Raw genomic sequence first — 24,495 nt, 5'->3', positions numbered from 1 at the left:
ACCGGGGTGCCGGGGCCCTCGGGTGTCAGTCCGCCAGCGGCAGGTAGACGCGGTTGCCGGCGGCGGCGAATTCGCGGGACTTCTGGGCCATGCCCAACTCGGCCTCGGAGGCGGAGGCGGGGGCGACGGGGCCGCCGTGGTCGCGGCGGATGTCGTGGGAGATCTTCATCGAGCAGAATTTCGGGCCGCACATGGAGCAGAAGTGGGCGGTCTTGGCGGGCTCGGCGGGGAGCGTCTCGTCGTGGAAGGCGCGGGCGGTGGCGGGGTCGAGGGCGAGGTTGAACTGGTCTTCCCAGCGGAATTCGAAGCGCGCGTCGGAGAGGGCGTCGTCCCACGCCTGGGCGCCCTCGTGCCCCTTGGCGAGGTCGGCGGCGTGGGCGGCGATCTTGTAGGTGATCACACCGGTCTTGACGTCGTCGCGGTCAGGCAGCCCGAGGTGTTCCTTGGGGGTGACGTAGCAGAGCATCGCGGTGCCCCACCAGGCGATCATCGCGGCGCCGATGCCGGAGGTGATGTGGTCGTAGGCGGGGGCGATGTCGGTGGTGAGCGGGCCGAGCGTGTAGAACGGGGCCTCTTCGCAGATCTCCTGCTGGAGGTCGATGTTCTCCTTGATCTTGTGCATGGGCACGTGCCCGGGGCCCTCGATCATCGTCTGCACCTGGTGCCGCTTGGCGATGGTGTTCAGCTCGCCGAGGGTGCGCAGTTCGGCGAACTGCGCCTCGTCGTTGGCGTCCGCGATGGAGCCGGGGCGCAGGCCGTCGCCGAGCGAGTACGTGACGTCGTACGCGGCCAGGATCTCGCACAGCTCCTCGAAGTGCGTGTAGAGGAAGCTCTCCTGGTGGTGCGCCAGGCACCACGCGGCCATGATCGAGCCGCCGCGCGAGACGATGCCGGTCTTGCGGCGGGCGGTCAGCGGGACGTAGCGGAGCAGCACGCCCGCGTGCACCGTCATGTAGTCGACGCCCTGCTCGGCCTGTTCGATGACGGTGTCGCGGTAGACGTCCCAACTCAGCTCCTCCGCTCGGCCGTCGACCTTCTCCAGCGCCTGGTAGAGCGGGACGGTGCCGATGGGGACGGGGGAGTTGCGCAGCACCCACTCGCGGGTGGTGTGGATATTGCGGCCGGTGGACAGGTCCATGACCGTGTCGGCGCCCCAGCGGGTGGCCCAGGTCATCTTGTCGACCTCCTCCTCGATGGAGGAAGTGACCGCCGAATTGCCGATGTTGGCGTTGACCTTCACCAGGAACCGCTTGCCGATGATCATCGGCTCGATCTCCGGGTGGTTGATGTTGGCGGGCAGTACGGCCCTCCCCGCGGCGATCTCGTCCCGAACGATCTCGGACGGGACGTTCTCGCGCAGCGCGACGTACTCCATCTCCGGCGTGATCTCGCCCCGCCTGGCGTAGGCGAGTTGGGTGACCGGCGTCCCGGTACGGCCCCGGCGGGGGAGCCGGGGGCGGCCGGGGAAGACCGCGTCGAGATTGCGGAGCCCGCCGCGCGGCGAGGTGTGCTTGAGGCCGTCGTCCTCGGGGCGGACCGGCCGTCCCGGGTACTCCTCGGTGTCGCCGCGCGCGATGATCCAGTGCTCCCGGAGCGGGGCGAGCCCGCGCCGGACGTCCGTCTCCACGGACGGATCGGTGTACGGGCCCGACGTGTCGTACAGCGTCACGTCGGCCCCATTGGTGAGGTGCACCTGCCGGACCGGCACCCGCAGGTCCGGCCGCGATCCGACGACGTACGACTTGTGCCAGCCGATGTCCCGTACGGGACCGTCCACTTCGGTCCGGTTCGAGCCGACCGACTCCGTATGGTTCGAGCCGACCGCTTCCGTACGGTTCGAGGCGGCCGACTCCGTACGGGCGGATTCGTCCCCGTCGGATCCAGGCGTGTGCGCGTCCTGCATGGTCATGAGACCCACTCCCTACGCCGGCATTACCCGGTAACAGGTTCAGCGGTCGGCGCAGCGTTCGTCCCGGCGGTCATGCCGTGCCGGCAACAGGTTCAGCGCCCTCTCAGCCCGGTGCTCCGAGCTCCCGCGTTTGCAAAGGTGCCCCCACGGTAGCGGTTCGGCGAGGACAGGCACCAGGGATCTTGCGATGATCAGCCCGTGGAAGAGCCCCCGCAGAGCCCAAGTCCCGGCCCCGGACCCGGCCACGGCCCTGGCCCCGGCCCCGGCGCGAGCCACGGGCACAGTCACGGACACAGCCACAGTCATGGCCACGGCCACGGCCCCGTGCCGCCGGTCTCCCAGCACCTGCGCAAGGTCATCGCCGCGATCCTGGTCCCCTTCGCCGCCGCCGTCGTCGTCGGCCTGATCGTGCTGTGGCCCGGCGGCGCGCCCCAACACGCCCGCAGCGGCGTCGGCTTCGACCAGCAGACCCGGCAGGGCAAGGTGGTGCAACTGGTCGACGTGTCCTGCAAGGCGGAGAACCCGGGCCAGTCGTCGTCGGCCGCGAGCGACACCTGCCAGAAGGCCACCATCGAGGTCGAGTCGGGGCCCGACAAGGGGACGACCTTCACCGAGATCGTGCACCCCGACCAGTCCCGCCGCTACACCAAGGGCGAGGGCGTGGTCCTCGCGTACGCGCCCAACGCCCCCGCCGGGCTGCGCTATTCGGTCACCGACGTGGACCGCGGCTTCCCGCTCGCGCTGCTCGCCGGGATCTTCGCGGTCGCGGTGATCGTCGTCGGACGGCTGCGCGGTCTGATGGCCCTGATCGCACTGATCGTCTCGTTCGGGATCTTGACCCTCTTCATCCTTCCGGCCATCCTCCGCGGCGACAATCCGCTGCTGGTGGCGGTGGTCGGCGGCAGCGCCATCATGCTCATCGCGCTGTACATGTGCCACGGCGTCAACGCCCGCACCTCGGTGGCCGTCCTCGGCACGCTCTGCTCACTGCTGCTGATCGGCGTCCTGGGCTCGGTCTTCATCGACTGGGCGCGGCTGACCGGCAACACCTCGGACGAGACGGGCGTGATCCACAGCCTCTTTCCCGGCATCGAGATCAAGGGCGTCCTGCTCGCGGGCGTCATCATCGGCTCGCTCGGCGTGCTCGACGACGTCACCGTCACCCAGACCTCGGCGGTGTGGGAGCTGAAGGACGCCGATCCCGGCGCGAATTGGCGCAAACTCTACGGCGCCGGTATGCGGATCGGCCGCGACCACATCGCCTCGGTGGTCAACACCTTGGTGATGGCGTACGCGGGCGCCGCGCTGCCGCTGCTGCTGCTCTTCTCGATCGCGCGCAGCGGCGTCCTGCGGGTGGCCAGCAGCGAACTGGTGGCGGAGGAGATCGTCCGCACCCTGGTGGGCAGCATCGGCCTGGTCGCCTCGGTGCCGCTGACCACGGCCCTGGCGGCACTGGTGGTCAGCGCCGACCGGCACGAGAGGAGCGGCGGCAAGAACGGTGACGACAACGGCGGCAAGGGCGCGACCGGCCCCGCCGGACCTACCAGTCCCGCCCCGACCCGGAGGAGCCACCGCCGCCGGTGACCCGCTTGACGACCAGCACCAGCGCCCCGACCAGGACCACGAACACGATCACCTTGAAGAGCAGTCCGAAGACGATGCTCACCAGGCTGGCGATCAGCGAGCCGAAGACGATCAGCGCGATGACCGGGATGGCCACCCACTTCACCCACCACGGCAGGCCCTTCAGCAGCTTCTCCATGATGTCCTCGGTCTCCTTCTCCTTCTCGGGTCCTGGCGGTGTTCCGCCGATACTTCGACTGTAGGGCCACCGATGCCTGCGGCGGAGGGCCAGGAGGCCGGATACGACCCTGAACGCACCCTTAGGGCTCCGGGGGTGAGAAGACCACCATGACCCTGAGGTCCTCGGTGATGTGGTGGAAGCGGTGCGGGGTCCCGGCCGGTACGTAGACGACGCTGCCGCGACCCACGGTGGTCGTCTCCTCCCCCACGGTGATCGCCGCCCGGCCGCTGACCACCAGGTAGATCTCGTCCTGGGCGTGCGGCTGCTGGGGGTCGTTCTCCCCGGCCTTGAGCGCGTAGAGCCCGGCCGACATGGTGCGTTCGCGCAGGAAACGGAGATACGCCCCCTCGTTGGCGGCCCGCTCCGCGTCCAGGTCGTCCAGCCGGAACACCTTCATCGCGTACTCCCCTTGTCCGGACTCCGTCCGGTACTTGTCCGGTCTCTTGCTTGCGTGATCAGGTCTGCGACGATCACACCATGAAGAATTTCATCGTCAAGACCTTGGCGAACGCCGGTGCCCTCGCGGTCGCCGTCTGGCTGCTCAAGGACATCACGCTCACCGGGGACAGCACCTGGCACAAGGTCCTCACCCTCATCCTCGTCGCCCTGGTCTTCGGCGTCGTCAACTGGCTCGTGAAGCCGGTCGTGAAGGTTCTGTCCTTCCCGCTGTTCATCCTCACCCTCGGGCTGATCACCCTGGTGGTGAACGCCCTGATGCTGCTCCTGACCTCCTGGCTGGCCGACAAACTCAGCCTCGACTTCCACGTCCACGGCTTCTGGACCGCGGTGCTCGGCGGTCTGATCATCAGCATCGTCTCCTGGGCGCTGGCCGTCGTCCTTCCGGACGACGAGTGACCAGTCACCACCCTGAGAAGGGGACCGAGCAGGGGGCGGCACAAGGGGCCGGGCGGGAGACCGAGCTGGGGACCGACCAGGAGACCGGGCGGGAGATCGAGCTGGGGACCAACCAGGAGACCGGGCGGGGGACCGACCAGGGGGCCGCGGGACACGAAGCGGCACAGCGGGCGGCCGAACGGCATCAGGCCGCCCGGCCGGAGGCCGCTGGCGACAGCACCCGCAGCGTGCACGCGGGACGGCCCCCGGCGACCGCGTACGAACCCTCGCTCCCCGGCCCGGTCTTCGTCTCGCACTACCACCTGCCGGGCGAGGCCAGCGGCCCGTACACGTACGGCCGGGACGAGAATCCGACCTGGGAGCGGCTGGAGGCGGCCGTCTCGGAGCTGGAGTGCCCCGGCGACCCGGCCGCCGCGACGCTCGCCTTCGCCTCCGGCATGGGCGCGGTCGCCGCCGTGCTGTTCTCCCAGGTGCGGGCGGGCGACACCGTGGTGCTGCCGTCCGACAGCTACCAGGCGACGCGCTCGCTGCGGGAGCGCCTGGAGTCGTACGGCGTGACGGTACGGCTCGCGCCGACCGTCGGCGACGGGCAGCTCGCGGCGCTGGAGGGCGCGCGGCTGCTGTGGCTGGAGACGCCGTCGAATCCGGGCCTGGACGTGTGCGACATCCGCCGGCTGTCGGACGCCGCGCACGCGGCGGGCGCGCTGGTCGCCGTCGACAACACCCTCGCGGGGCCGCTCGGGCAGCGCCCGCTCGCCCTGGGCGCGGACTTCTCCGTGGCCAGCGGCACGAAGGCGCTCAACGGGCACGGTGACCTGCTGATGGGCTACGTCACCACGCGCGACGCCGGGCTGAACGCGAGCGTGAGGCAGTGGCGCAAGACGGTCGGCGCCATTCCGGGACCGATGGAGGCGTGGCTCGCCCACCGTTCGCTGGCGACGCTCGCCCTGCGCGTGGACCGGCAGTCCGCGAACGCGCTCACCCTCGCGAGTGAGCTGCTGAACCGCGCCGAGGTGACGGACGTACGTCACCCGGGCCTGCCGTCCGACCCCGCGCACGCCGTGGCCGCCACCCAGATGCGGCGCTTCGGCGGCGTCGTCTCCTTCACCCTCCCCGACCGCGCCCACGCCGAACGCTTCCTGGCCGCACTGCGCCTCACCTCAGAGGCCACCAGCTTCGGCAGCGTCCAGAGCACCGCGGAGCGCCGCGGACGGTGGGGCGGCGACGCCGTGCCGCCCGGCTTCGTGCGCTTCTCGGTGGGCGTCGAGGACCCCGAGGACATCGTGGCCGATGTGCTGCGCGCGCTGGACGAAGCGGCGTCTTCGTCAGGGTGAGCGCGTGGTCGCCGGGGGGCGAGGCGCGTCTTCGTACGGGTGACGGCGTGGGTGCCGGGGGCCGAAGCGCGTCTTCGTACGGGTGAGCGCGTGGTCGTCCGCGCGCTCAGGCGCGTCTTCGTACGGGTGAGGGCGCGCGGGCGCACGGCGGCACGGCGGTGGCACGGCGGCGGAGGGGTGCGCTCCGATTCGCCGGGGCGGCGCCGGGAATTGTGCGGTGCGGCAAGTTTGCCGCCGCGCGCACTGCGGCAGATGTCCACCATGCCCCCGGACACGCATGACGGCCCCACCACCCGGCCGGTGGTGAAGCGCACGGCCCGCGCCATCGTTCTCGACGGCGACCGGCTCGTACTGATCAAGCGCACCAAGCCCGGCCTCGCCCCGTACTGGCTCACGCCGGGCGGCGGGGTCGAGGACGACGACGCGAGCGTGGTCGCGGCCATGCACCGCGAGGTCGACGAGGAGCTGGGCGCCAAGGTCACCGATGTGGTGCCCGCCTTCGTCGACACCGTCGAGCACATCGCGGACGACGGCTCGCACGGGGTGAAGGTGCAGTACTTCTTCGCCTGCCGCCTGGAGTCGATGGACCTCGACCAGCGGCACGGCCCGGAGATCGACGAGCCCTGCGGGGAGTACGAGATCGTGCGCGTGCCCTTCAGCCGCATGGGCCTGGCCTCGGTCGACATCGTGCCGCTGACCCTGCGGCACTACCTGGACGCGAACATCGAAGGGGTGCTGGGCCTGCTCGGCCCCGACCTCGGCTGACACCCGTGAGGGGACCGGCGGCCGGTCGCGTCAGTCCCCCGCCGCGACCAGTTCCTGCACGAGGTCGTGCCGTATCCGGTGCGACGGCATCCCGATCCGCACCAGCGTGTCCACACTGCTGCGGATCATCCCGGGCGGCCCCGACAGATACGCGTCGTACGCCTCCCACGGCCCGTGCGCGCGTACGGCGTCCGGCAGCGGCCCGGACAGCGCGTCACTGGGGGTGTCGGCGACGACGGTGCGGACCGACAGCCAGGAGTGCTCGCGCTGCATGCGCAGCATCGTGTCGAGGTCGTAGAGGTCGCTGGTGCGGCGGGCGCCGTAGAAGACCTCGACCGGGCGCCGCCGCCCGTGCCGGGCGACGTCCTCCACCAGCGCCTTGATCGGCGCTATGCCGGTGCCGCCGCCGAGGCAGAGCATGCCGTCGTCCGAGGCGTGGTCGGCCACCATCGAACCGGAGGGCGGCCCGAGCCGTACGACGTCACCGGGGCGGGCCCTGCCGACCAGCGCGTTGCTGACCCAGCCCGCCGGGACCGCGCGGATGTGGAAGGTCAGCAGGCCGTCGTCGCGGGGCGCGGCGGCGAAGGAGTAGTTCCGCCAGATCCGCGGCCACCACGGGGTCTCCACCATCGTGTACTGCCCGGCGAGGAAGGCGTACGGCTGGTCGGGCCGTACGGTGACCACCGCGACGTCGGGGGTCCGCAGCTCGTGGCTGACGATCTCGGCCTGCCACCAAGGCGGCGCGTGCCGTTCGTCCTCGGCCGCCGCGTCGATCATCGTCTGCGAGATCGCGGCGTACGCGCGGACCCACGCGGCCTCGGTCTCCGGGCCCCACACCGCCGACGCGTACCGGGCGAGCGCGCCGAGCAGCGCCTCGCCGACCGCCGGGTAGTGCTCGGCGCGGGTGCCGTACTTGCGGTGCCCCCGGCCCAGGTGCGACAGGTAGTCGCCGAGCGCCGCCGGGTCGTCGATGTGCTCGGCCGCCGTCAGCAGCGCCTTGACCAGCCGGTCGCGCTGCGCGTCCATCGCGGCGGGGAACAGGTCGCGCAGCTCGGGGTGGTGGATGAAGAGCAGCGCGTAGAAGTACGAGACCGTCCGGTCCGCGACCGGCCCGATCTCCTCCATGGTGCGGCGGATGAGGAGCGCGTCGGGCGACGGGGACCCGGCCGGGGAGGCCATCGGGGAGGCGGGCGTCTCGGGTCCGGGCATCCGCGGTACGGGAGGCGGTACGAACGCGGGTGTTGGTGCCGGTGCCGGTGCCGGTGCCGGTGCGGGTGCGGCCGTGAACGCCGACGCCGGTATCGACGCCGGCGTGTACGCGGACGGCTCGGTCGGCGCCGAAGCGCGCGGCTCCGGCTCGGGTTCCGGCGCTGGTCCCGGCTCCTGCCGCTGCGCGGCGGCGGGCCGCGTCATGGGTGCGGCGGGCTCCTGCCGGGGCTGGGCGATCTTGCGGCGCCGCCCCCTGGGCTGCGGAGACGCCGGTGAGGCCGGGTCGGTGGTCTTGGCATCCATGATCACGTGGCCCCGAACTCCCGGTGGTCGATCCTTCGCTCAGCTCGCCTGCGGTGCCGTGTGAGCGTGCCACGCTGCGTGAGGGCACCGGACGAATAGCGCGAAGCGTCACCACTGGAGAAACGGTTTCGCGTACTATCCGCCGCGCCGTCCCCGGAGTCCGTGTCTCCAGGTCTCCAGGTCTCCAGGTCTCCAGGTCTCCACGGGGTCCCGTCCCGCCGCCCCCGATAGGTCCACTACGGGATCGTCCCGTAGCGGACCTATTTTGCTAGTCTCGACGCATGACCGCAGAGACAGCAGAGGCCGTGACCACCGCAGCGCACGTCCCCCTGTCGGCGCGGACCGCCGACATGTCGTACCTGCTCCAGCACACCGCCCACGTACTGGCCACCCAGATGTCGGCGGCGCTCGCGGAGATCGGCATGTCGCCGCGCGCCCACTGCGTGCTGGCGCACGCGCTGGAGGCCGAGCGGACCCAGGCGCAGCTCGCCGAGCTGTCCGACCTGGACAAGACCACGATGGTCGTCACCGTCGACCAGTTGGAGCGGGCGGGGCTGGCCGAGCGGGTGCCGTCGGCGACCGACCGGCGCGCGCGGATCATCAAGGTGACCCCGGCGGGCGAGAAGGTCGTGGCCGAGGGCCAGGAGATCGTCGACCACGTGCACGAGGACGTGCTCGGCGCGCTGCCGGAGAGCGAGCGCACCGCCTTTGTCTCCGCGCTGAACCGGCTGGTCAACGGCCATCTCGCGACCCCCGCGGGCGCACCGGACGGCGGCCAGGGAGTGCGCCGCCCGCGCCAGTCCCGCAAGTAGCCCGCTCCGCCGCGGTCCGCCCCCGACCCCGCACCGCAGCGCACCGCACCGCAGCGCACCGCACCGCACCGCGCCGGTCCGCTCCACCGCCGGGCACGCACCCGCAAGGTAAGCCCGTAAGAGATAGTCTTCAACAAAACCATCTGCTACGGTCGCTCCTGGTATCCCTTTCGCCAGGAGGCGACCTCATGCCACTCCGTCCCCATGCCGCCGGATCGTCGCGCGGCGCGGCTCTCGCGGTGCTCAGCGCGGGCACCCTGATGATCATCCTCGACGGCACGATCGTGAATGTGGCGCTGCCGTCCATCCGCCGTGACCTGGGCTTTTCGCAGTCGAGCCTCGCCTGGGTGGTCAACGCGTACCTCATCGCCTTCGCCGGGCTGCTGCTGCTCGCCGGGCGCCTCGGCGACCTGTTCGGCCGCCGCAGAATCCTGGTCACCGGCCTGGCGGCGTTCACCGTCGCCTCGCTGCTGTGCGGGTTCGCGGACTCCGCGGGGCTGCTGATCGCGGCCCGCTTCGTCCAGGGCGCGGCCGGTGCGATGGTCTCGGCCGTCAGCCTCGGCATGGTCATCGCGCTCTACCCCGACGCCCGCGGCCGGGCCCGCGCCATGGGCGTCTACAGCTTCGTGCAGTCCGCGGGCGGCGTCCTCGGCCTGCTCGTGGGCGGCATCCTCACCCAGGCCATCAACTGGCACTGGATCTTCTTCGTCAACCTCCCCATCGGCTCGGCCGCCGCCCTGCTCAGCCTGCGCCTGCTGCCCGACGACCGCCCGGCCGCCGTACGCGAGCCCCGCGAGTCCCGAGAGCCCAATGGTGAGCCCCACGAGCCCAATGGTGAACCCCTTGAGCCCCGCGCCGGGAGCGCGCGTCCCGGGGTCGACGCGCCGGGTGCCGTCCTGGTCACCGCCGCGCTGATGCTGGGCGTCTACACCATCGTCGGGACCACCGGCCGGGGCTGGACGTCCCCCGCCACCGCAGGACTCGCGGCGCTGTCCGCCCTGTTGCTGGCCGGGTTCCTGATCCGTCAGACCAAGGCGGCCGAGCCGTTGATGCCGTTGCGGATCTTCCGCTCCCGGATCGTCTCGGGCGCGAACGTGGTGCTGGCGCTGATGGTCGCGGGCGGCTTCGGCTTCCAGTTCATGACCAGCCTCTACCTCCAGCAGGTGCTCGGCTACGGCCCGGTGCGGATCGGGCTCGCGCTGGCGCCGACCGGCGCGATGATCGGCGTGATGTCCCTGCTGCTGTCCGCCCGGCTCGGCGCCCGCTTCGGCCAGCGCGCCGTCCTGCTGCCCAGCCTGCTGCTCTTCGCGGGCGGCTTCCTCATCCTGGCGAGGGCCCCCTCCGCGCACGCCTCGTACCCCGCCGACATCCTCCCGGCGATCCTGGTCTTCGGCGTCGGCTTCGGCCTGGCCATGCCCTCCCTGATGACGCTGGGCATGTCGGAGGCGACCCCCGCAGACTCCGGGCTGCTGTCCGGCGTCTTCAACACCGCCCAGCAGATCGGCGGCGCGCTCGGCCTCTCCGTACTCGCCGCCCTGGCCGCCGCCCGCACCGACCGGAAGCTCGCCGCGGGCCACTCCGTACCGGCCGCCCTGACCAGTGGCTACCACCTGGCCTTCGTGGTCGCCGCCGGACTGCTGGCCCTCGGCTCCGCGGTCGCCGCCGTCCTGCTCAGGCCCCCGTCCTCGGACGGCTCGAAGGACAGCACGCAGGACAGCACGCGGAACGGCGCTCAGGACAGCGCTCAGGACGGCGCCGACCGCACTCCCGAGGCCAACGGCCTCAGCGCACCGGCCAGTTCCCCTGCCCGGAACCGGAGCCAGGACCGGGACCAGGGCCAGGGCCAGGGCCGCCCGGCAGCGGCGCCGAAGGGTCGTACGGCACGCGTGTGAACACGAAGGACCCCAGGTCGAGATGGCCGACCGAGCCGTCGGCGCGCCGCACCGGCCGCAGCGTCTCGCCCGCGTAGTACCCCTCCAGGCCGGTCCAGGTGCCGTCGGATTCCGCGCGGAAGCGCGCGCCGCGGCCCTGGCCGGTCAGCGGCGCGAGCGCGAGGTCGCCGGAGGCGTGGACGCGCAGGCTGTAGCCGGACGTGCCCCAGTACCAGGGGCCCGCCAGGTCGAGCAGCGCCGGGTCGAGCGCGTCGGCGGGCCGCCAGGGCGCGGGCAGGCCGGGCTCGGCGTCGGCGGTGATCGCCAGCAGGTCGGCGGCGATGGTGCCGATCGCGGGCCCCGAGGTGGAGTTGGCCATCGCGAGCGCGCCCACGCCGTCCGCGACGCTCACCCACACGGTGGCCAGGAAGCCCGGCATCGAGCCCGTATGGCCGGCGAGCGGGCGGTCCCCGTGCCGGGTGAGCTGGAGCCCGAGGCCGTACCCCGAGTCGGGGTCGGCCGCGTCCGGCGGCGGCGCGGCGGGCGCGCGCATCTCGGCCAGTGTCGCCGCGGCCAGCACGTCCGGGTGCCCGGCCGCGAGGAAGCCCGCCCAGCGCGCCAGGTCCTGGGCCGTCGACCACAGTTGGCCCGCGGGCGCCATCAGTCCGGTGTCCTGTACGACCTCGGGCCGCATCACGTCCGCCCACGGGTGGACGGCGAAGCCCCCCGCGGCCGGGGCCTGCGGCAGCGCCGTCGTACGCGGCATGCCCAGCGGGTCGAGCACTTCGGCCTTCAGGGCCTCGGCCCACGGCACGCCGCGTTTGGCCTCCACCAGGGCGCCGAGCAGCGCGAATCCGGGGTTGGAGTAGTGGTAGCGCCGTCCGGCCGGGTGTTTGACGGGGGCCGGGCCGAGGACGTCGGCCAGTTCCGGCCGCAGGTCGCCGGGGGTGCGCTCCCACCAGGGGCCCGGCGTCTCGGAGGCCAGGCCGGAGGTGTGGGTGACGAGTTGGCCGATCGTCAGACCGGCCACGTCCTCCGCGTCGTCCGGCAGGTCCGGCAGGTGCCGCGCCAGCGGATCGGTCAGCTCCAGCAGCCCCTCGTCGCGCAGCCGCATCACCAGCACCGCCGTGAACGTCTTCGTGATCGAGCCGATCCGGTACTGCGTGTCGGCGTCCGGCGCGTGCCCGTCGATCATGCTGCGCGAGCCGAACCAGACCATCCGCCCGTCCCGTACGACCGCGCCGACGATCGACGGCGTACGGCCCTCGGCCTGGCCGACCGCGATCCGGCGCAGCAGGGCGCGGCGGGTGGCGGGCAACAGTTCGCCGTCCGGCGCGGCGGGCGCGGGGCCGGGCGTCGGCAGCGCGTACGGGGCGGGGGCCGCGGGCCGGGGCCGGTCGGGGGACTGCGGTGGGTGCTGGGAATCGGTCGTCACTCGGCGCGCGCCTCTTGTCTCGGTACGGGGGTCCGGGGCGGCCCTGGTGGCCGGATCCGTGCGCCCGGCCGACCTGGACTCCCCTACGGACGGTCGCCGTTACGGTAATCGGCGGTGCCGAAGCGGAGCGACACAATTGACATCCGCATCCCGCGCAGCAGCGGGATCAGATGCGAGACGGGCGCGATGGCGTACGGGCCGCGACCGCGCGGCAGGCGCAGGCTGCGGACCTCGGCGATGCGCGGCGAGGCGGTCGCGACCTTGCGGTACTCCTTGCCGTCCATGCCCCACAGCCAGCGCGGCGCGCGATAGCCGGGGCGCGCCGCGCTCCCGCCCGCCTCCGTACCCACGTCCGTCCCCGCCTCCGTACCCACGTCCGTCCCCGCCTCCGGCCCCGTCCCGCCCGCGTCCGCGTCCCTGCGCGCCTCGGCCCGCGCCTGGGCGTCCGCCCGGGCCCGGTCGTCGGCCTGGGCCTGGCTGCGGGCGACCATCCCCCGGGGGAGGGCGTCGAAGAGCATCCAGCCGCCGGGGAAACGTTCCGCGCAGGCGGCGATCAGGCGTTTCACGTCGGACGGCGGCAGATACATCAACAGGCCCTGGGCGGTGACCAGTACGCCCTCGGAGTCGTCGACCTCGTCCATCCAGCCCAGGTCCAGCGCCGACCGGGCCAGCGAACGGCGCCGTGGCGGATCGTCCGGAAGCAGAACGTCTCGGACCTCGACCGTCTCCGGCAGATCCACCGTCAGCCAGCGCACCCGGCCGTTGTCCACCCGCCAGAACTGCGTTTCGAGGCCCTCGCCGAGCGCCACCACCGTGCCGTCGGGGTGTTCGGCGACGAACCGCCGTACCTCGTCGTCCAGGCACCGCACCCGCAGCGCGTGCCACTGCGCCATGCCCGAGCCGCCGAACCGCTCGAAGGGGTAGTCGATACGGTCGACCAGCTCCACCGCGAGCGGGTCGTCCAGCAGCCGCGCCCCCGGCCGCCGGGCCTCGGCGGCCCGGTTGTACAGATTCCACAGCAGCGTTTCCGGTACGCCCTCCAGCTCGACCTTGAACCGGCCGACGCCGCCGGTCCCGCCCTCGTCGCCGCCGGCCGCCCCGCTCCCGTCGCCGTCCCGGCCGTCTCCGCTCACGCCACCACCGACGTCGTCGTTGTCGTCCATCCCCTTACGATCCCACTCGCCGCCGCGCCCGGCCGTGCCCGCCACGGCGGTACTTCACAACCCCCTTGCCCCCGGCCCGCGTTGGGCCCGCTTGAAGAAAGCGGCGCCGTCCGGTCACGGCTGCGCGGAACCTTGACAGCGGTTTTCGCCAGGCGTAGACATCACGTCGGCCAGAGAGCGCTCTCACAGCCGTCCGGCGAGGCGGCGGGACAGCGCCCTCGGGCCGCCGCACAGCCGCACGCGTACGACCGCACCGCCGTACCAACCGCACGCGCACGACCGCACCGCCGTACCAACCGCACGCGCACGACCGCACCTCCGCACAGCCGCACCGCGCACGAACGCCGATCGTGGCCGCGAGACCGGGGTCGGTGCCGCACACCGCAGCAGGGCACCACCGACGTCCACCCCCCAACCGGAGGCTCGCGCGTACGCGGCGCACCTCGCCGCACGCCAGCCGCGTGCTTGTCACGTGCCTGTCACGTGCGTGGCCGCGCGCTCGCCGCGCGCGGATCTCCGCAAGGACGGCGGTACGTGCCCTCGTTGTCGGTTTCTCACCCTCTCGCGCCCGTGCTCGCGGGCTTCCGCGAGCCGTCATCCGACACGTAGACACGTAGGAGCACACATGAGGGTCACCCCACGAGGGCTCTCCGCGCACCGTAAACGTTTCCGGTTCCCTCTCGCACGGTCACCGCAGGGCGTCCTGCTGATGGCGCTGGTGCTGATCGCCTCGGCGTATCTGTCCCTGGCGCCCACCTCCTCGCACGCGGCGACGCCGACCCTGCTCTCGCAGGGCAAGCCGGCGACCGCGTCATCCGTCCAGGACGCGTTCGCCGCGAGCGCCGCCGTGGACGGTGACACCGGTACCCGCTGGTCCAGCGCCGCGTCCGATCCGCAGTGGCTCCAGGTCGACCTGGGCTCGTCGCAGCCGATCACACAGGTCGTCCTCAACTGGGAGACGGCGTACGGCAAAGCCTTCAAGATCCAGGTCTCGGACAACGCGACCGCCTGGACCGACGTCTACTCCACCACCACCGGCACCGGCGGCATCCAGACGCTCAGCGTCACCGGCACCGGCCGTTACGTGCGGATGTACGGCACCCAGCGCGCCACCCAATGGGGTTACTCGCTCTGGGAGTTCCAGGTCTACGGCGGTTCCGGCGGCGGTACGCCCCCGGCGACCTGCGGCACCACGACCGCCGCGCTCGGCAGGCCCGCCACCGCGTCCTCGACCGAGAACGCCGGGACCCCCGCCTCCGCCGCCTTCGACGGCAACGCGGGCACCCGCTGGTCCAGCGCGGCCTCCGACCCGCAGTGGGTCCAGGTCGACCTCGGCTCGTCGCAGACGCTGTGCGGCGCGCAGTTGACGTGGGAGACGGCGTACGCGAAGGCGTATCAGATCCAGGTCTCGACCGATGGTTCCACGTGGAACAACGCGTATTCCACGACGACCGGGGCTGGTGGCACCGAGAATCTGTCGTTCAACGCGACCGGCCGCTATGTGCGGATGTACGGCACGCAGCGGGCGACGCAGTACGGCTACTCGCTGTGGGAGTTCACGATCCTGACGCCCGGTGGCAGTACGACCTCCCCGCCGCCGAGCGGGGGCAACGGCAACTGCCCGTGGGTCGGTTCCACGGCTCCGGTGGCCACCCGCGTCCAGCAGGTCATGGCGCAGATGACCACCGCGCAGAAGGTCTCGATCCTGCACGGCAACAACAACGCGACGCCGTACATCGGCAACATCACCGGCGTACCGTCGCTGTGCATCCCGAACATCGGCCTCCAGGACGGGCCGCACGGTGTCGGTGACGGCCTCGGCGGCGTCACGCAGATGCCGTCGGCGAACGCGTCCGCGGCGACATGGGACGACGCGCTGGAGCAGCAGTACGGCGCGGCGATCGGCGCGGAGTTCGCGGGCAAGGGTGTGCAGGTGGCGCTCGGCCCGACGCTGAACATCGTGCGCGACCCGCGCTGGGGCCGGGCCTTCGAGACGTTCAGCGAGGACCCGTACCTCAACGGGCGGCTGGCGGCGGCCGACATCCGGGGCATCCAGAGCCAGGGTGTGATGGCCGAGATGAAGCACGTGGCCGTCTACAACATCGAGAATCCGGCGGGGACGGTCGTCGTCGACAACCGGACCATGCAGGAGCTGTATCTGCCCGCGTTCCAGGCGGCGGTGCAGCAGGGCTCGCCGGCGGCGGCGATGTGCGCGTACAGCGTCGTCAACTCCGTACCGGCCTGCCAGAATCCGGCGCTGATGAACGTCGGGCTCTACCAGCAGGCGGGCTTCGGCGGCTTCATCACCAGCGACTGGGGCGGCGCGCACTCCACGGTCGAGTCCGCCAACGCCGGTCTGACGGTGGAGATGCCGAACGGCTACTTCTACGCGGACTTCCTCGCGCAGGCGGTCGCCAACGGGACCGTCAGCCAGGCCACGCTGGACACGATGGTGAGCAGGCTGCTGACGCAGTTCTTCGCTTTCGGTCTCTTCGACAAGGCGCCCAGCGGTTCGCGGGACGCCGTCGTCACCACCCCGGCGCATGTGGCGACCGCGCTCCAGGGCGCGGAGGAGGGCACCGTACTGCTCAAGAACAACGGCATCCTGCCGCTGTCCACCGCCACCACCCACTCGATCGCGGTGATCGGCTGGGACGGCGGCGCGGGCGTGCAGTCCATCGGCGGCGGCAGCGCGACGGTGACCAGTTCCGGCACGGTCTGGCCGATCACCGGCATCCAGAACCGGGTCGCGGGCACCGGCACCACCGTGCAGTACAACGACGCGTCGAATCTCGCGTCGGCGGTCACGCTGGCCCGGTCCTCCGATGTCGCGATCGTCTTCGCCAGCGACAACTACGGCAACGAGGAGCACGACACCACCACGCTCGACCTGCCGCCGGTCGGCAACGCCCAGACCAACCAGAACGACATGATCGCCCAGGTGGCGGCGGCCAATCCGCACACCATCGTGGTGCTCAACAACAGCTCGGCGATCAACATGCCGTGGCTGAACCAGGTCGCGGGCGTCTTCGAGGGCTTCTATCCGGGCCAGCAGATCGGCACGGCGATGGCGGCGCTGATCTTCGGTGACGTCAACCCGTCGGGCAAGCTGCCCGTCACCTTCCCGAAGTCGCTCGCGGACGTGCCCGCGCACACCCCGGCGCAGTGGCCGGGGACCAACGGCACGGTGCAGTACAGCGAGGGGCTGAAGGTCGGCTACAAGTGGTACGACGCGCAGAACATCGAGCCGCTGTATCCGTTCGGCTTCGGCCTGTCGTACACCACCTTCTCCTTCTCCGGGCTCCAGGTCGGCGCGCTGTCCGGCGGGAACGCCACCGTGCGCGCGACGGTGACCAACACCGGGACGCGGGCGGGTACCGAGGTCGCGCAGCTCTACGTGGGCGACCCGGCCTCCACCGGCGAGCCGGTCCACCAGCTCCGCGGCTATCAGCGGGTCACGCTCAATCCGGGCCAGTCGCAGACGCTGACCTTCACGGTGTCCACGCACGACCTGGCGTACTGGAACACCGGCACCAACGGGTGGACGACGGCGGCGGGCAGCTACCAGATTCTGGTGGGGGACTCGTCGCGGAATCTCCCGCTGAGCGGCACGCTCAGCGTGCCGACGCAGGTGAACGCCGCCGCGGCGCGGGTGGGGGGCGGCGACGCCTCGTACGCCGTGCCCAATCCGCACGGCATGAGCAGCCCGCTGCACACGGCGGTGGACTGGGCGCTGGACCGGAAGGCCCCGAGCGGCACGGCCTTCTCGGCGACCGGTCTCCCGCCGGGGATCTCGCTCAGCTCGGCGGGGCGGTTCACGGGCGCGGCCACTGAGCGGGGTACGTACACGGTGACGGTCACCGCCCGTACGTCCTCGGCTGCGGCGTCCGCACCGGTGACGTTCGTCTGGACGACCACCTAGCCGGTTCGGTTCCGGCTCCGGTGCCCTCCCGCGGGGGCGCCGGGGCCGGGGCCTCCCCGGTGAGCATCGCGGTCGGGGGCGACCACGCCTGCGTCCGCAGCTTCGAGACCGCGCTCAAGACGCGGCGCCCGCGCCAGCCCTAGCGCGAGATGTGGGCCTCGATGCCGTCGAGGAGGAAGTCGAGGCCGAGGCGGAAGGTGTGGTCGGCGTCGAGGTGGGCGGCGTCGTGGATCACGGTGGACAGGGCGGGGAAGCGGCCGGTGGCGAAGGTGCGTTCCAGGTAGGGGCCCAGTGCGGCCTGCCAGCGCTTCTCGTCCAGGCCGGTGGTCCGCTCCGCGCGGCGGGCGGCGATCTCGCGGCGGACGGCGCCGGTCACGTAGGCGTCGACCGCGGTGACCACGGGCATGACGGCGTCCACGTGGACCCCGTCCAGTGCGGCGACGACGGCCTCGCCCCTGGCCAGCGCGTGCGGGCCGAGCTGCGGCCGGCCGCCGAGCAGGTCGGCGAGCCATTCGTGGTCGTGGGCGGCCTGCCGGGTGGTCTCGGCGAGCGAGCGCAGAACCTCCCGCCAGGTGTCCCCGACCGGCCGGATCTCGGCGTGGATCGCGTCGACCATCAGGTCGAGCAGTTCGTCCTTGCTAGTTCGCCCGTACCGGCGCCGCCGCCCGCGAGTCGGCCCGCGTCCACGACATCCTGACGTCGCCCGACGCCGGCCGGAGAATGCTCGCGTTCTTCCAACCGGCCTGACCGCCCGGCAGGGCTCAGCCCGCCAGTCGCGCGAGGGCCAGCGCGTGCGCGCGGTCCAGGGCGTCGGCGGCGGCGCAGGGGACGTCCGGCCGCACACCGGTGCCCTCCCAATTCGTGCCGGAGACGGGGTTGACCGCGCGGCCCACGGGGATGGTGGCCTCCAGGTGCGGGTGTACGGTCCAGCCGTTGCACGGGTGCGCGCCGCCGCGGGTGCGCTCGCCGACGACGACGGCGCGGCCGAGCTGTTGCAGGTCGTAGGCCAGCTCCTCGGCGGCGGAGAAGGTGCTCTCGCTGGACAGCACGTACACCGGGCCGCTGCCGCCGAAGCGGGCGCCGGGGACGTGGGGCAGGCTCCAGGACTGCTCGCCGCGCTCATCGCCGCGCCAGTACATGGTGTTGAGGTGGGTGCGCTCGTCCAGCAGGTAGCTGCACACGAAGGCGACCGTGTCCGGGTCGCCGCCCCGGTTGGCGCGAAGGTCCACGATCAGCGCCTGGGCGCGGGAGGCCAGGGTGAGCGCGGCGCCCAGCGGCTCCGCGGCCCACTCCAGCGGGAACAGCATCGGCCCAAGCGTCAGTACGGCGACGCCGCCGTCGAGCAGCTCCAGCCGGGGCACACCGCCCAGCGAGGTGTCGAAGTCCCGGCGCATGGCGGCCAGGCCGGCCGCCCCCTGCTCCGGGGAGACCGGGTCGGCGTGGTGCTTCAGCCTCAAGTGCCGGTCGCCGTTGACGGACTGGAGGTCCGCGGTGACCAGCCGGGCCAGCTCCTCGGCGTCGTCGACGCCGTACGCGCCCTCGGCGAGACGCCGTCGCAGCAGGGCGGCGAGCTGCTCGGCCGTCTCGGGGAAGACGTAATGCTCGGTGAGCAGCCGGGCCGTCTCGTCGATGACAGGGGCCGGGTGAAGGTTCGTCGGAATCGTCATGGCAGGGAGTAGAGCACCGTCCTTGCGAAAGCGTCAAAGACTTTAGACACTTTCGGTATGTCCGATCAGCCGACCTACCCGCCGCCTCCCGAGGACGTCCTGGAGATCAGCGCGCCCGAGCAGTTCGCGGCGCTCTCCCACCCCTTGCGCCAGCGGCTGCTCTTCGCCCTGGGCCAGCGGCCCGCCACCGTCAGCGGGCTCGCGGCCCAACTCGACGCGAAGAAGGGCAACGTGGCCCACCACCTCAAAGTGCTCCGCGAGGCCGGGCTAGTCCACATCGCCGAGACCCGCCAGGTCCGCGGCGGCACCGAGCACTCCTACCAGCGCACGGCCCGCCGCATGCTCGTCGCCGAACCCCAAGCGGCAGGCACCGCCGCGATGTTCGCCGCCGTCGCCCACGAACTGGACCGCTCACCCGTCGCCCCCCACCTGACCCTCCGCCACCTCCGCCTCAGCCCCGCCCAGGCGAAACACCTCGGCGACACCCTCACCCAACTCGTCGACGAGACCCCCGAAAACACCGAATCCCAGCCCGTCCACGGCGTCCTGGTAGCCCTCTACCACCACACCCCGCCCACCCCATAATCAACCCCACCCCCGGCACCCGCCGGCGGTGCGTCTGCCCCGGGGCAGTGGATCCGTCAGCAGGTGAACCATCGGTTCAGTAGCGCCGCCGGAACACGGGACTGGTCGTACTGGCTCGACACGTTCAACATCGCCTACGGGCCGGTCGATCCGAAGGTGTTCCTGTCGGAGCCGACCGTCCCCGGTCAGGTCTGGGCCATGTCCACGAAGCGGGAGTAGTGGCCCTGGAAGGCGACCGTGATGGTGGCGGTGGGGCCGTTGCGGTGCTTGGCGACGATCAGGTCGGCCTCGCCCGCGCGGGGGGACTCCTTTTCGTAGGCGTCTTCGCGGTGGAGGAGGATCACCATGTCGGCGTCCTGCTCGATGGAGCCGGATTCGCGCAGGTCGGAGACCATGGGCTTCTTGTCGGTGCGCTGTTCGGGGCCACGGTTGAGCTGGGAGAGCGCGATGACCGGGACTTCGAGCTCCTTGGCGAGGAGCTTGAGGTTACGGGACATGTCCGAGACCTCCTGCTGACGGCTCTCGGGGCGGCGCGAGCCGCCCGACTGCATGAGCTGGAGGTAGTCGATGACGACCAGGCGCAGGTCGTTGCGCTGCTTGAGGCGACGGCACTTGGCGCGGATCTCCATCATCGACAGGTTCGGCGAGTCGTCGATGTAGAGCGGCGCCTCGGTGACGTCCGACATCCGCCGGGCCACCTTCGTCCAGTCGTCGTCCGTCATGGTCCCCGACCGCATGTGATGCAGCGCCACCCGCGCCTCGGCGGACAGCAGCCGCATCGCGATCTCGTTGCGCCCCATTTCGAGCGAGAAGATGACGCTGGGCATCTTGTTGGCGATGGAACACGTCCGGGCGAAGTCCAGCGCGAGCGTGCTGTTGTGGGTGGGCACCATGGAGCGGGTGGCCAGGTACAGGTGGTCCGGGTTGTCCACCTGCACGCAGCGGACCGGGACGCTCGTGACCGGGGTGACGGAAGTGATGTACCGCGTGACCTGCTCGCGTTTCCACTGCCCTCGAGCGGAACTCGCCTTACGCGGAATCCGGGCAAGAGGAAGATTCGTCGGAACGATGACGTCCCAGGAGTCCGCGCTGATCACGCCGGCCCTGGTACGCCCGGTGCGGTGGTGAACCCGCGGGACGCAACCGAGGGAGACGACAAGCTCACAGAATCCGTCGACCAGGTCGCGATGGGTGTTCGTGAACCGATAGGCCCCGTCGCCATCGACGGTCCCGTCCGAATCCACCATGCCCTGCGCCAGCGCCAGACGCTGGTCGAAGGACGCGCGCAGGTACCCGGCCGGGATGTGCTTGCCAGCGGACACACCGAGCTGGCTCCACGCGTCCCTCAGCCCACGCACACCGAAGTGGCCGGTGCTGCTGTGCCGACGAGCGTCATACCCGGCCGCGTCGAACTCCTTGATCAGCCAGTCGCGGTCCTGTGGATCGCAGGCGACACGCCCGCTTCCGGCGGTATCACCGTCTCCGAGGAGGTAGCCGAGCACGTACGGATCGACGGGCAGATCGACTTCAGGGCCGACGAGAGCCCTCGTGGCCGGGATCGCGTGATTGTTCTCGTGCCGCGCACGGACCGTGGCGGCGATCTCCCTGGTGCTGCGCGGCCTGACTGCCTTGCTCTCGGATTCGGGACGATTCCACTGCTCCTGGACGGCTCCCGCGCTCCTGCCGGGTTTGGTGCCGGCGGATGACCGTGAGGGAGACCAGGACGGCCAGTTGTCCGGGTAGGAGGTGGCCTCTGGCCTCGCGTGGTCGAATGCCTCGCGAGTGTTCCGGTCCCAGGTGAGCCACTGATGGTCCGCGTCAGCCAGGACCTTCGTACCGTCGGAGAACGTGACCTCGTAGCAAGGACGCCCGACCATGACGTCGGTGGCGGCGACCACTCGGGTCGGTGTGCCGTCGGCGGCGAGGAGGTGGTCGCCGACCTGGACCGCGCCCATCGTCGTCCAGCCGGTCGGGGTGGGCAGGGGGGTGTCGAGCGCCAGGGCCTTGCCCATCGCCGGGCGGGCGGCGATGACGATCATCTGGCCGGGGTGGAGGCCGTTGGTGAGGGAGTCGAGGTCGGTGAAGCCGGTGGGGACGCCGGACATCTGGCCGCTGCGGGAACCGATGGCCTCGATCTCGTCGAGGGCGCCCTCCATGATGTCGCCGAGGGGGAGGTAGTCCTCGGAGGTGCGCTGCTCGGTGACGGCGTAGATCTCGGCCTGGGCGTTGTTGACGATCTCGTCGACGTCGCCGTCGGCGGCGTATCCCATCTGGGTGATGCGGGTGCCGGCTTCGACGAGGCGGCGCAGGACGGCGCGTTCGTGGACGATCTCGGCGTAGTACTCGGCGTTGGCCGCGGTGGGGACGGCGTTGACGAGGGTGTGGAGGTAGGGGGCGCCGCCGACGCGGGCGATCTCGCCGCGCTTGGTGAGTTCGGCGGCGGTGGTGATGGGGTCGGCGGGCTCGCCGCGGGCGTAGAGGTCGAGGATCGCCGCGTAGATCGTCTCGTGGGCGGGGCGGTAGAAGTCGGCGCCCTTGAGGACTTCGACGACGTCGGCGATGGCGTCCTTGGAGAGCAGCATGCCGCCGAGGACGGACTGTTCGGCGTCGAGGTCCTGCGGGGGGACGCGCTCGAAGCCGCCGCCGCCCTCGGACCAGCGGTTGCTGTCGCTGTCGTCGTTGCCGTTCTTCTTGCGGAAGCGGGTGACGGGGGGCCGGTCGCTCGGACCGGCTTCCGGGGGTGCCTCCCCCCAGTGCTCGTCCGCGGGTTCGGGCTGGCTCATCCGCGCCACCTCCTCCCGTCCCTGCGGACCGTTCGACCGCGTTCGACCGCACCCCGTTACGTGCCACGCGTTCGTGGGGCACGGCTCTTTCTTACGGCACGGCGCCGACATTTGAGTCACCCGGGGCCGCTCGCGGCGCGTCGGGGGACGGTCCACGGTAGGGCTCTCGGCGGCCCTGACCAACCCGGTTATCCACAGGGGGTGTGGACGGCGGCGGCATACCTGTGGAGAAGTGGCCCCAACCTGTGTACAGCCCTTGGGACGACGCTGTGGACAAGCTGACAATCTACTCAAGGGAACGGCTCTGACCTGGCCTTTCTCCATCCATAGCCTGTGCAGGAGAAAAAAATTCACGGTCGGCCCAAGATCGCCACAAACAACGCGGAGGAGATCACTCTACGCAGTCACCCGTAATAGTCGAGGGGGGCCTTTACCTCTTACTTGTGGACGATTACCCTGTGCATGTGAATCCGGTCGCCAAGCCCGCAGTGGAGAAGGATCCGGCCTCGTCCCCCCGCACGCCCGCCCGGGGCCGCCACGACCGGGAGATCCTCGCCCTCGCGGTCCCCGCCTTCGGCGCGCTGGTCGCCGAACCCCTCTTCGTCATGGCCGACAGCGCGGTTGTCGGCCATCTCGGCACCGCCCAGCTCGCGGGCCTCGGCGTCGCCGCCGCGCTCCTCACCACCGCCGTCAACATCTTCGTCTTCCTGGCGTACGCGACCACCGCCGCCGTCGCCCGCCGGGTCGGCGCGGGCGACCTGCCCGCCGCGATCCGCCAGGGCGTGGACGGCATCTGGCTCGCGCTGCTGCTGGGCGCGCTGGTGATCGCCGTCGTCCTCCCGTCCGCCCCGGCCGTGGTCGACCTGTTCGGCGCGTCGCCGACCGCCGCCCCGTACGCGACCACGTATCTGCGGATCAGCTCGCTCGGCATCCCCGCGATGCTGATGGTGCTGGCGGCGACCGGCGTGCTGCGCGGCCTCCAGGACACCCGCACCCCGCTGTACGTGGCGGTCGGCGGATTCGCCGCCAACGCGGGGCTCAACGCGGGCCTGGTCTACGGCGCCGGACTCGGCATCGCGGGCTCCGCGTGGGGCACGGTCATCGCCCAGAACGGCATGGCGGCCGTCTACGTGTGGGTGGTGATCCGCGGCGCCAAGCGGCACCTCGCCAAGCCGCACCTCCCGACGCGGCACGACACGGCGCGGGACGCCACAGCGCGGCACCTCCCGACGCGGGACGACACGACGCGGCACCTCGCGCCGCGAGACGACCCCGCGCCACACGCCCCCGCGACGGACGCCCGTACGGGTGCACGCTCCGCCCTGTGGACCCTGTTGCGCCCCGACCCCGCCGGCATACGCGCCTGCGCCCGAGCCGGCGTCCCCCTCCTCGTCCGCACCCTCAGCCTGCGGGCCGTCCTGCTCATCGCCACCGCCGTCGCCGCGGGGCTCGGCGACGCCGAGATCGCCGCCCACCAGATCACCCTCACCGTCTGGTCCCTGCTCGCCTTCGCCCTGGACGCCATCGCCATCGCGGGACAGGCGATCATCGGCCGCTACCTGGGCGCGGACGACCCCGAGGGCGCCCGCGCCGCCTGCCGCCGCATGATCGAGTGGGGAGTGGCCTGCGGGGTCGTCCTGGGGCTGCTGGTGACGCTGGCCCGGCCGCTGATCGGGCCGATGTTCACCTCGGACCCGGCCGTACGGGACGCGCTGGCGTCCGCGCTGCTGGTGGTCGCGCTGGCGCAGCCGGTCTGCGGCATCGTCTTCGTCCTGGACGGCGTGCTGATGGGCGCGGGCGACGGGCCGTATCTCGCCTGGTCGATGCTGGGGACGCTGGCCGTCTTCGCGCCCGCCGCGCTGGCCGTGCCCGCCCTGGGCTGGGGGCTGACCGCGCTCTGGTGGGCGATGACCCTGATGATGCTGACCCGGCTCGCCGCCCTGTGGCTCCGGGCCCGCTCCGGCCGCTGGATCGTCACGGGCGCCGCCCGCTGAGGAGCCCGAGCCGCCCGCCGAGGAGCCCAAGCCACTCGCCGAGAGCCCGAGCCGCCCGCCGACACACCTCACCGCGAGCGGCCA

The 24,495-nt window shown here is 71.8% G+C and carries 18 protein-coding genes and 1 pseudogene; 10 read left to right on the top strand and 9 right to left on the bottom strand.

Annotation, left to right across the window (positions count from 1 at the left end):
• Positions 1 to 25: 25 nt before the first annotated feature.
• The gene (gene thiC, locus ACZ4EF_RS17850) at positions 26 to 1,909 is read right to left on the bottom strand and encodes a phosphomethylpyrimidine synthase ThiC (RefSeq protein ID WP_467505222.1); all 1,884 of its coding nucleotides are present in this window, start codon (positions 1,907 to 1,909) and stop codon (positions 26 to 28) included.
• 198 nt (positions 1,910 to 2,107) lie between these two features.
• Between thiC and ACZ4EF_RS17845 the strand changes: the two genes are divergently transcribed.
• A complete protein-coding gene (locus tag ACZ4EF_RS17845) occupies positions 2,108 to 3,493 on the top strand; it encodes a YibE/F family protein (RefSeq protein ID WP_467505220.1) in 1,386 nt (461 codons plus the stop codon).
• Here ACZ4EF_RS17845 and ACZ4EF_RS17840 read toward each other — a convergent pair.
• Positions 3,450 to 3,671, bottom strand: coding sequence for a DUF5326 family protein (locus ACZ4EF_RS17840; protein WP_355336634.1), 222 nt, complete (start codon positions 3,669 to 3,671; stop codon positions 3,450 to 3,452). The genes ACZ4EF_RS17845 and ACZ4EF_RS17840 overlap by 44 nt on opposite strands.
• A gap of 121 nt (positions 3,672 to 3,792) precedes the next feature.
• Entirely contained in the window at positions 3,793 to 4,110 is a 318-nt protein-coding gene (locus ACZ4EF_RS17835; RefSeq protein ID WP_355336635.1) for a cupin domain-containing protein, read from the bottom strand.
• 80 nt (positions 4,111 to 4,190) lie between these two features.
• On the opposite strand from ACZ4EF_RS17835, the gene ACZ4EF_RS17830 reads away from it, so the two are divergent.
• The 3 genes from ACZ4EF_RS17830 to ACZ4EF_RS17820 all read left to right on the top strand — a co-directional run bounded on the left by ACZ4EF_RS17830 (position 4,191) and on the right by ACZ4EF_RS17820 (position 6,667).
• Positions 4,191 to 4,568, top strand: coding sequence for a phage holin family protein (locus ACZ4EF_RS17830; RefSeq protein ID WP_355336636.1), 378 nt, complete (start codon positions 4,191 to 4,193; stop codon positions 4,566 to 4,568).
• A 227-nt stretch (positions 4,569 to 4,795) separates the two neighbouring features.
• A complete protein-coding gene (locus ACZ4EF_RS17825) occupies positions 4,796 to 5,902 on the top strand; it encodes a cystathionine gamma-lyase (protein ID WP_401306006.1) in 1,107 nt (368 codons plus the stop codon).
• A gap of 261 nt (positions 5,903 to 6,163) precedes the next feature.
• A complete protein-coding gene (locus ACZ4EF_RS17820; RefSeq protein ID WP_355336765.1) occupies positions 6,164 to 6,667 on the top strand; it encodes an NUDIX hydrolase in 504 nt (167 codons plus the stop codon).
• Positions 6,668 to 6,697: 30 nt separating this feature from the next.
• Here ACZ4EF_RS17820 and ACZ4EF_RS17815 read toward each other — a convergent pair whose 3' ends face one another.
• Positions 6,698 to 7,876: a globin domain-containing protein gene (locus ACZ4EF_RS17815; protein ID WP_467505218.1), complete on the bottom strand. Its 1,179-nt coding sequence runs from the start codon at positions 7,874 to 7,876 to the stop codon at positions 6,698 to 6,700.
• Positions 7,877 to 8,529: 653 nt separating this feature from the next.
• Here ACZ4EF_RS17815 and ACZ4EF_RS17810 point away from each other — a divergent pair.
• Entirely contained in the window at positions 8,530 to 8,991 is a 462-nt protein-coding gene (locus tag ACZ4EF_RS17810; protein ID WP_355336767.1) for a MarR family winged helix-turn-helix transcriptional regulator, read from the top strand.
• Positions 8,992 to 9,179: 188 nt separating this feature from the next.
• Positions 9,180 to 10,883: an MFS transporter gene (locus ACZ4EF_RS17805; RefSeq protein WP_467505217.1), complete on the top strand. Its 1,704-nt coding sequence runs from the start codon at positions 9,180 to 9,182 to the stop codon at positions 10,881 to 10,883.
• Here ACZ4EF_RS17805 and ACZ4EF_RS17800 read toward each other — a convergent pair.
• Together ACZ4EF_RS17800 and ACZ4EF_RS17795 are read right to left on the bottom strand one after the other, a co-directional pair.
• Complete coding sequence (locus ACZ4EF_RS17800) at positions 10,774 to 12,183, bottom strand: serine hydrolase domain-containing protein (RefSeq protein WP_467505378.1); 1,410 nt, start codon at positions 12,181 to 12,183, stop codon at positions 10,774 to 10,776. The two genes, ACZ4EF_RS17805 and ACZ4EF_RS17800, sit on opposite strands and share 110 nt — an antisense overlap.
• A gap of 197 nt (positions 12,184 to 12,380) precedes the next feature.
• Positions 12,381 to 13,460 carry a class I SAM-dependent methyltransferase gene (locus ACZ4EF_RS17795; RefSeq protein ID WP_467505215.1) on the bottom strand — a complete coding sequence of 360 codons (1,080 nt, stop codon included), beginning with the start codon at positions 13,458 to 13,460 and terminating at the stop codon, positions 12,381 to 12,383.
• A gap of 709 nt (positions 13,461 to 14,169) precedes the next feature.
• Here ACZ4EF_RS17795 and ACZ4EF_RS17790 point away from each other — a divergent pair.
• Positions 14,170 to 17,382: a discoidin domain-containing protein gene (locus ACZ4EF_RS17790; protein WP_401851300.1), complete on the top strand. Its 3,213-nt coding sequence runs from the start codon at positions 14,170 to 14,172 to the stop codon at positions 17,380 to 17,382.
• A 139-nt stretch (positions 17,383 to 17,521) separates the two neighbouring features.
• On the opposite strand, the gene ACZ4EF_RS17785 is transcribed toward ACZ4EF_RS17790, so the two are convergent.
• Both ACZ4EF_RS17785 and ACZ4EF_RS17780 read right to left on the bottom strand, forming a co-directional pair.
• Entirely contained in the window at positions 17,522 to 17,998 is a 477-nt protein-coding gene (locus ACZ4EF_RS17785; protein ID WP_467505213.1) for a TetR/AcrR family transcriptional regulator C-terminal domain-containing protein, read from the bottom strand.
• Positions 17,999 to 18,143: 145 nt separating this feature from the next.
• Positions 18,144 to 19,049: a S41 family peptidase gene (locus tag ACZ4EF_RS17780; protein ID WP_467505211.1), complete on the bottom strand. Its 906-nt coding sequence runs from the start codon at positions 19,047 to 19,049 to the stop codon at positions 18,144 to 18,146.
• A 57-nt stretch (positions 19,050 to 19,106) separates the two neighbouring features.
• Between ACZ4EF_RS17780 and ACZ4EF_RS17775 the strand changes: the two genes are divergently transcribed.
• On the top strand, positions 19,107 to 19,634 hold the full coding sequence (locus ACZ4EF_RS17775) for an ArsR/SmtB family transcription factor (RefSeq protein ID WP_391042058.1): 528 nt from the start codon (positions 19,107 to 19,109) through the stop codon (positions 19,632 to 19,634).
• A gap of 4 nt (positions 19,635 to 19,638) precedes the next feature.
• Positions 19,639 to 19,853, top strand: a pseudogene (locus ACZ4EF_RS17770) (hypothetical protein); the annotation flags it as partial.
• Here ACZ4EF_RS17770 and dnaB read toward each other — a convergent pair.
• Complete coding sequence (dnaB, locus tag ACZ4EF_RS17765; RefSeq protein ID WP_467505376.1) at positions 19,820 to 22,216, bottom strand: replicative DNA helicase; 2,397 nt, start codon at positions 22,214 to 22,216, stop codon at positions 19,820 to 19,822. The pseudogene ACZ4EF_RS17770 and the gene dnaB sit on opposite strands and share 34 nt — an antisense overlap.
• 689 nt (positions 22,217 to 22,905) lie before the next feature.
• On the opposite strand from dnaB, the gene ACZ4EF_RS17760 reads away from it, so the two are divergent.
• On the top strand, positions 22,906 to 24,411 hold the full coding sequence (locus ACZ4EF_RS17760; RefSeq protein WP_467505374.1) for an MATE family efflux transporter: 1,506 nt from the start codon (positions 22,906 to 22,908) through the stop codon (positions 24,409 to 24,411).
• The last annotated feature ends 84 nt before the right edge of the window (positions 24,412 to 24,495 follow it).

The sequence above is a fragment of the Streptomyces sp. NPDC025721 genome, assembly GCF_055558595.1.
This window is presented reverse-complemented; position numbering and strand designations above follow the sequence as displayed.

Bases quoted from the DNA above. Each gene is read 5' to 3' on its own strand.
- ACZ4EF_RS17840 (WP_355336634.1), bottom strand. From the start codon at position 3,671: ATGGAGAAGCTGCTGAAGGGCCTGCCGTGGTGGGTGAAGTGGGTGGCC.
- ACZ4EF_RS17830 (WP_355336636.1), top strand. From the start codon at position 4,191: ATGAAGAATTTCATCGTCAAGACCTTGGCGAACGCCGGTGCCCTCGCG.
- dnaB (WP_467505376.1), bottom strand. From the start codon at position 22,216: ATGCTGCTCTCCAAGGACGCCATCGCCGACGTCGTCGAAGTCCTCAAG.
- ACZ4EF_RS17810 (WP_355336767.1), top strand. From the start codon at position 8,530: ATGTCGTACCTGCTCCAGCACACCGCCCACGTACTGGCCACCCAGATG.
- ACZ4EF_RS17820 (WP_355336765.1), top strand. From the start codon at position 6,164: ATGCCCCCGGACACGCATGACGGCCCCACCACCCGGCCGGTGGTGAAG.
- ACZ4EF_RS17775 (WP_391042058.1), top strand. From the start codon at position 19,107: ATGTCCGATCAGCCGACCTACCCGCCGCCTCCCGAGGACGTCCTGGAG.
- thiC (WP_467505222.1), bottom strand. From the start codon at position 1,909: ATGACCATGCAGGACGCGCACACGCCTGGATCCGACGGGGACGAATCC.
- ACZ4EF_RS17795 (WP_467505215.1), bottom strand. From the start codon at position 13,460: ATGGACGACAACGACGACGTCGGTGGTGGCGTGAGCGGAGACGGCCGG.
- ACZ4EF_RS17805 (WP_467505217.1), top strand. From the start codon at position 9,180: ATGCCACTCCGTCCCCATGCCGCCGGATCGTCGCGCGGCGCGGCTCTC.
- ACZ4EF_RS17815 (WP_467505218.1), bottom strand. From the start codon at position 7,876: ATGCCCGGACCCGAGACGCCCGCCTCCCCGATGGCCTCCCCGGCCGGG.
- ACZ4EF_RS17790 (WP_401851300.1), top strand. From the start codon at position 14,170: ATGGCGCTGGTGCTGATCGCCTCGGCGTATCTGTCCCTGGCGCCCACC.
- ACZ4EF_RS17835 (WP_355336635.1), bottom strand. From the start codon at position 4,110: ATGAAGGTGTTCCGGCTGGACGACCTGGACGCGGAGCGGGCCGCCAAC.
- ACZ4EF_RS17785 (WP_467505213.1), bottom strand. From the start codon at position 17,998: ATGGTCGACGCGATCCACGCCGAGATCCGGCCGGTCGGGGACACCTGG.
- ACZ4EF_RS17780 (WP_467505211.1), bottom strand. From the start codon at position 19,049: ATGACGATTCCGACGAACCTTCACCCGGCCCCTGTCATCGACGAGACG.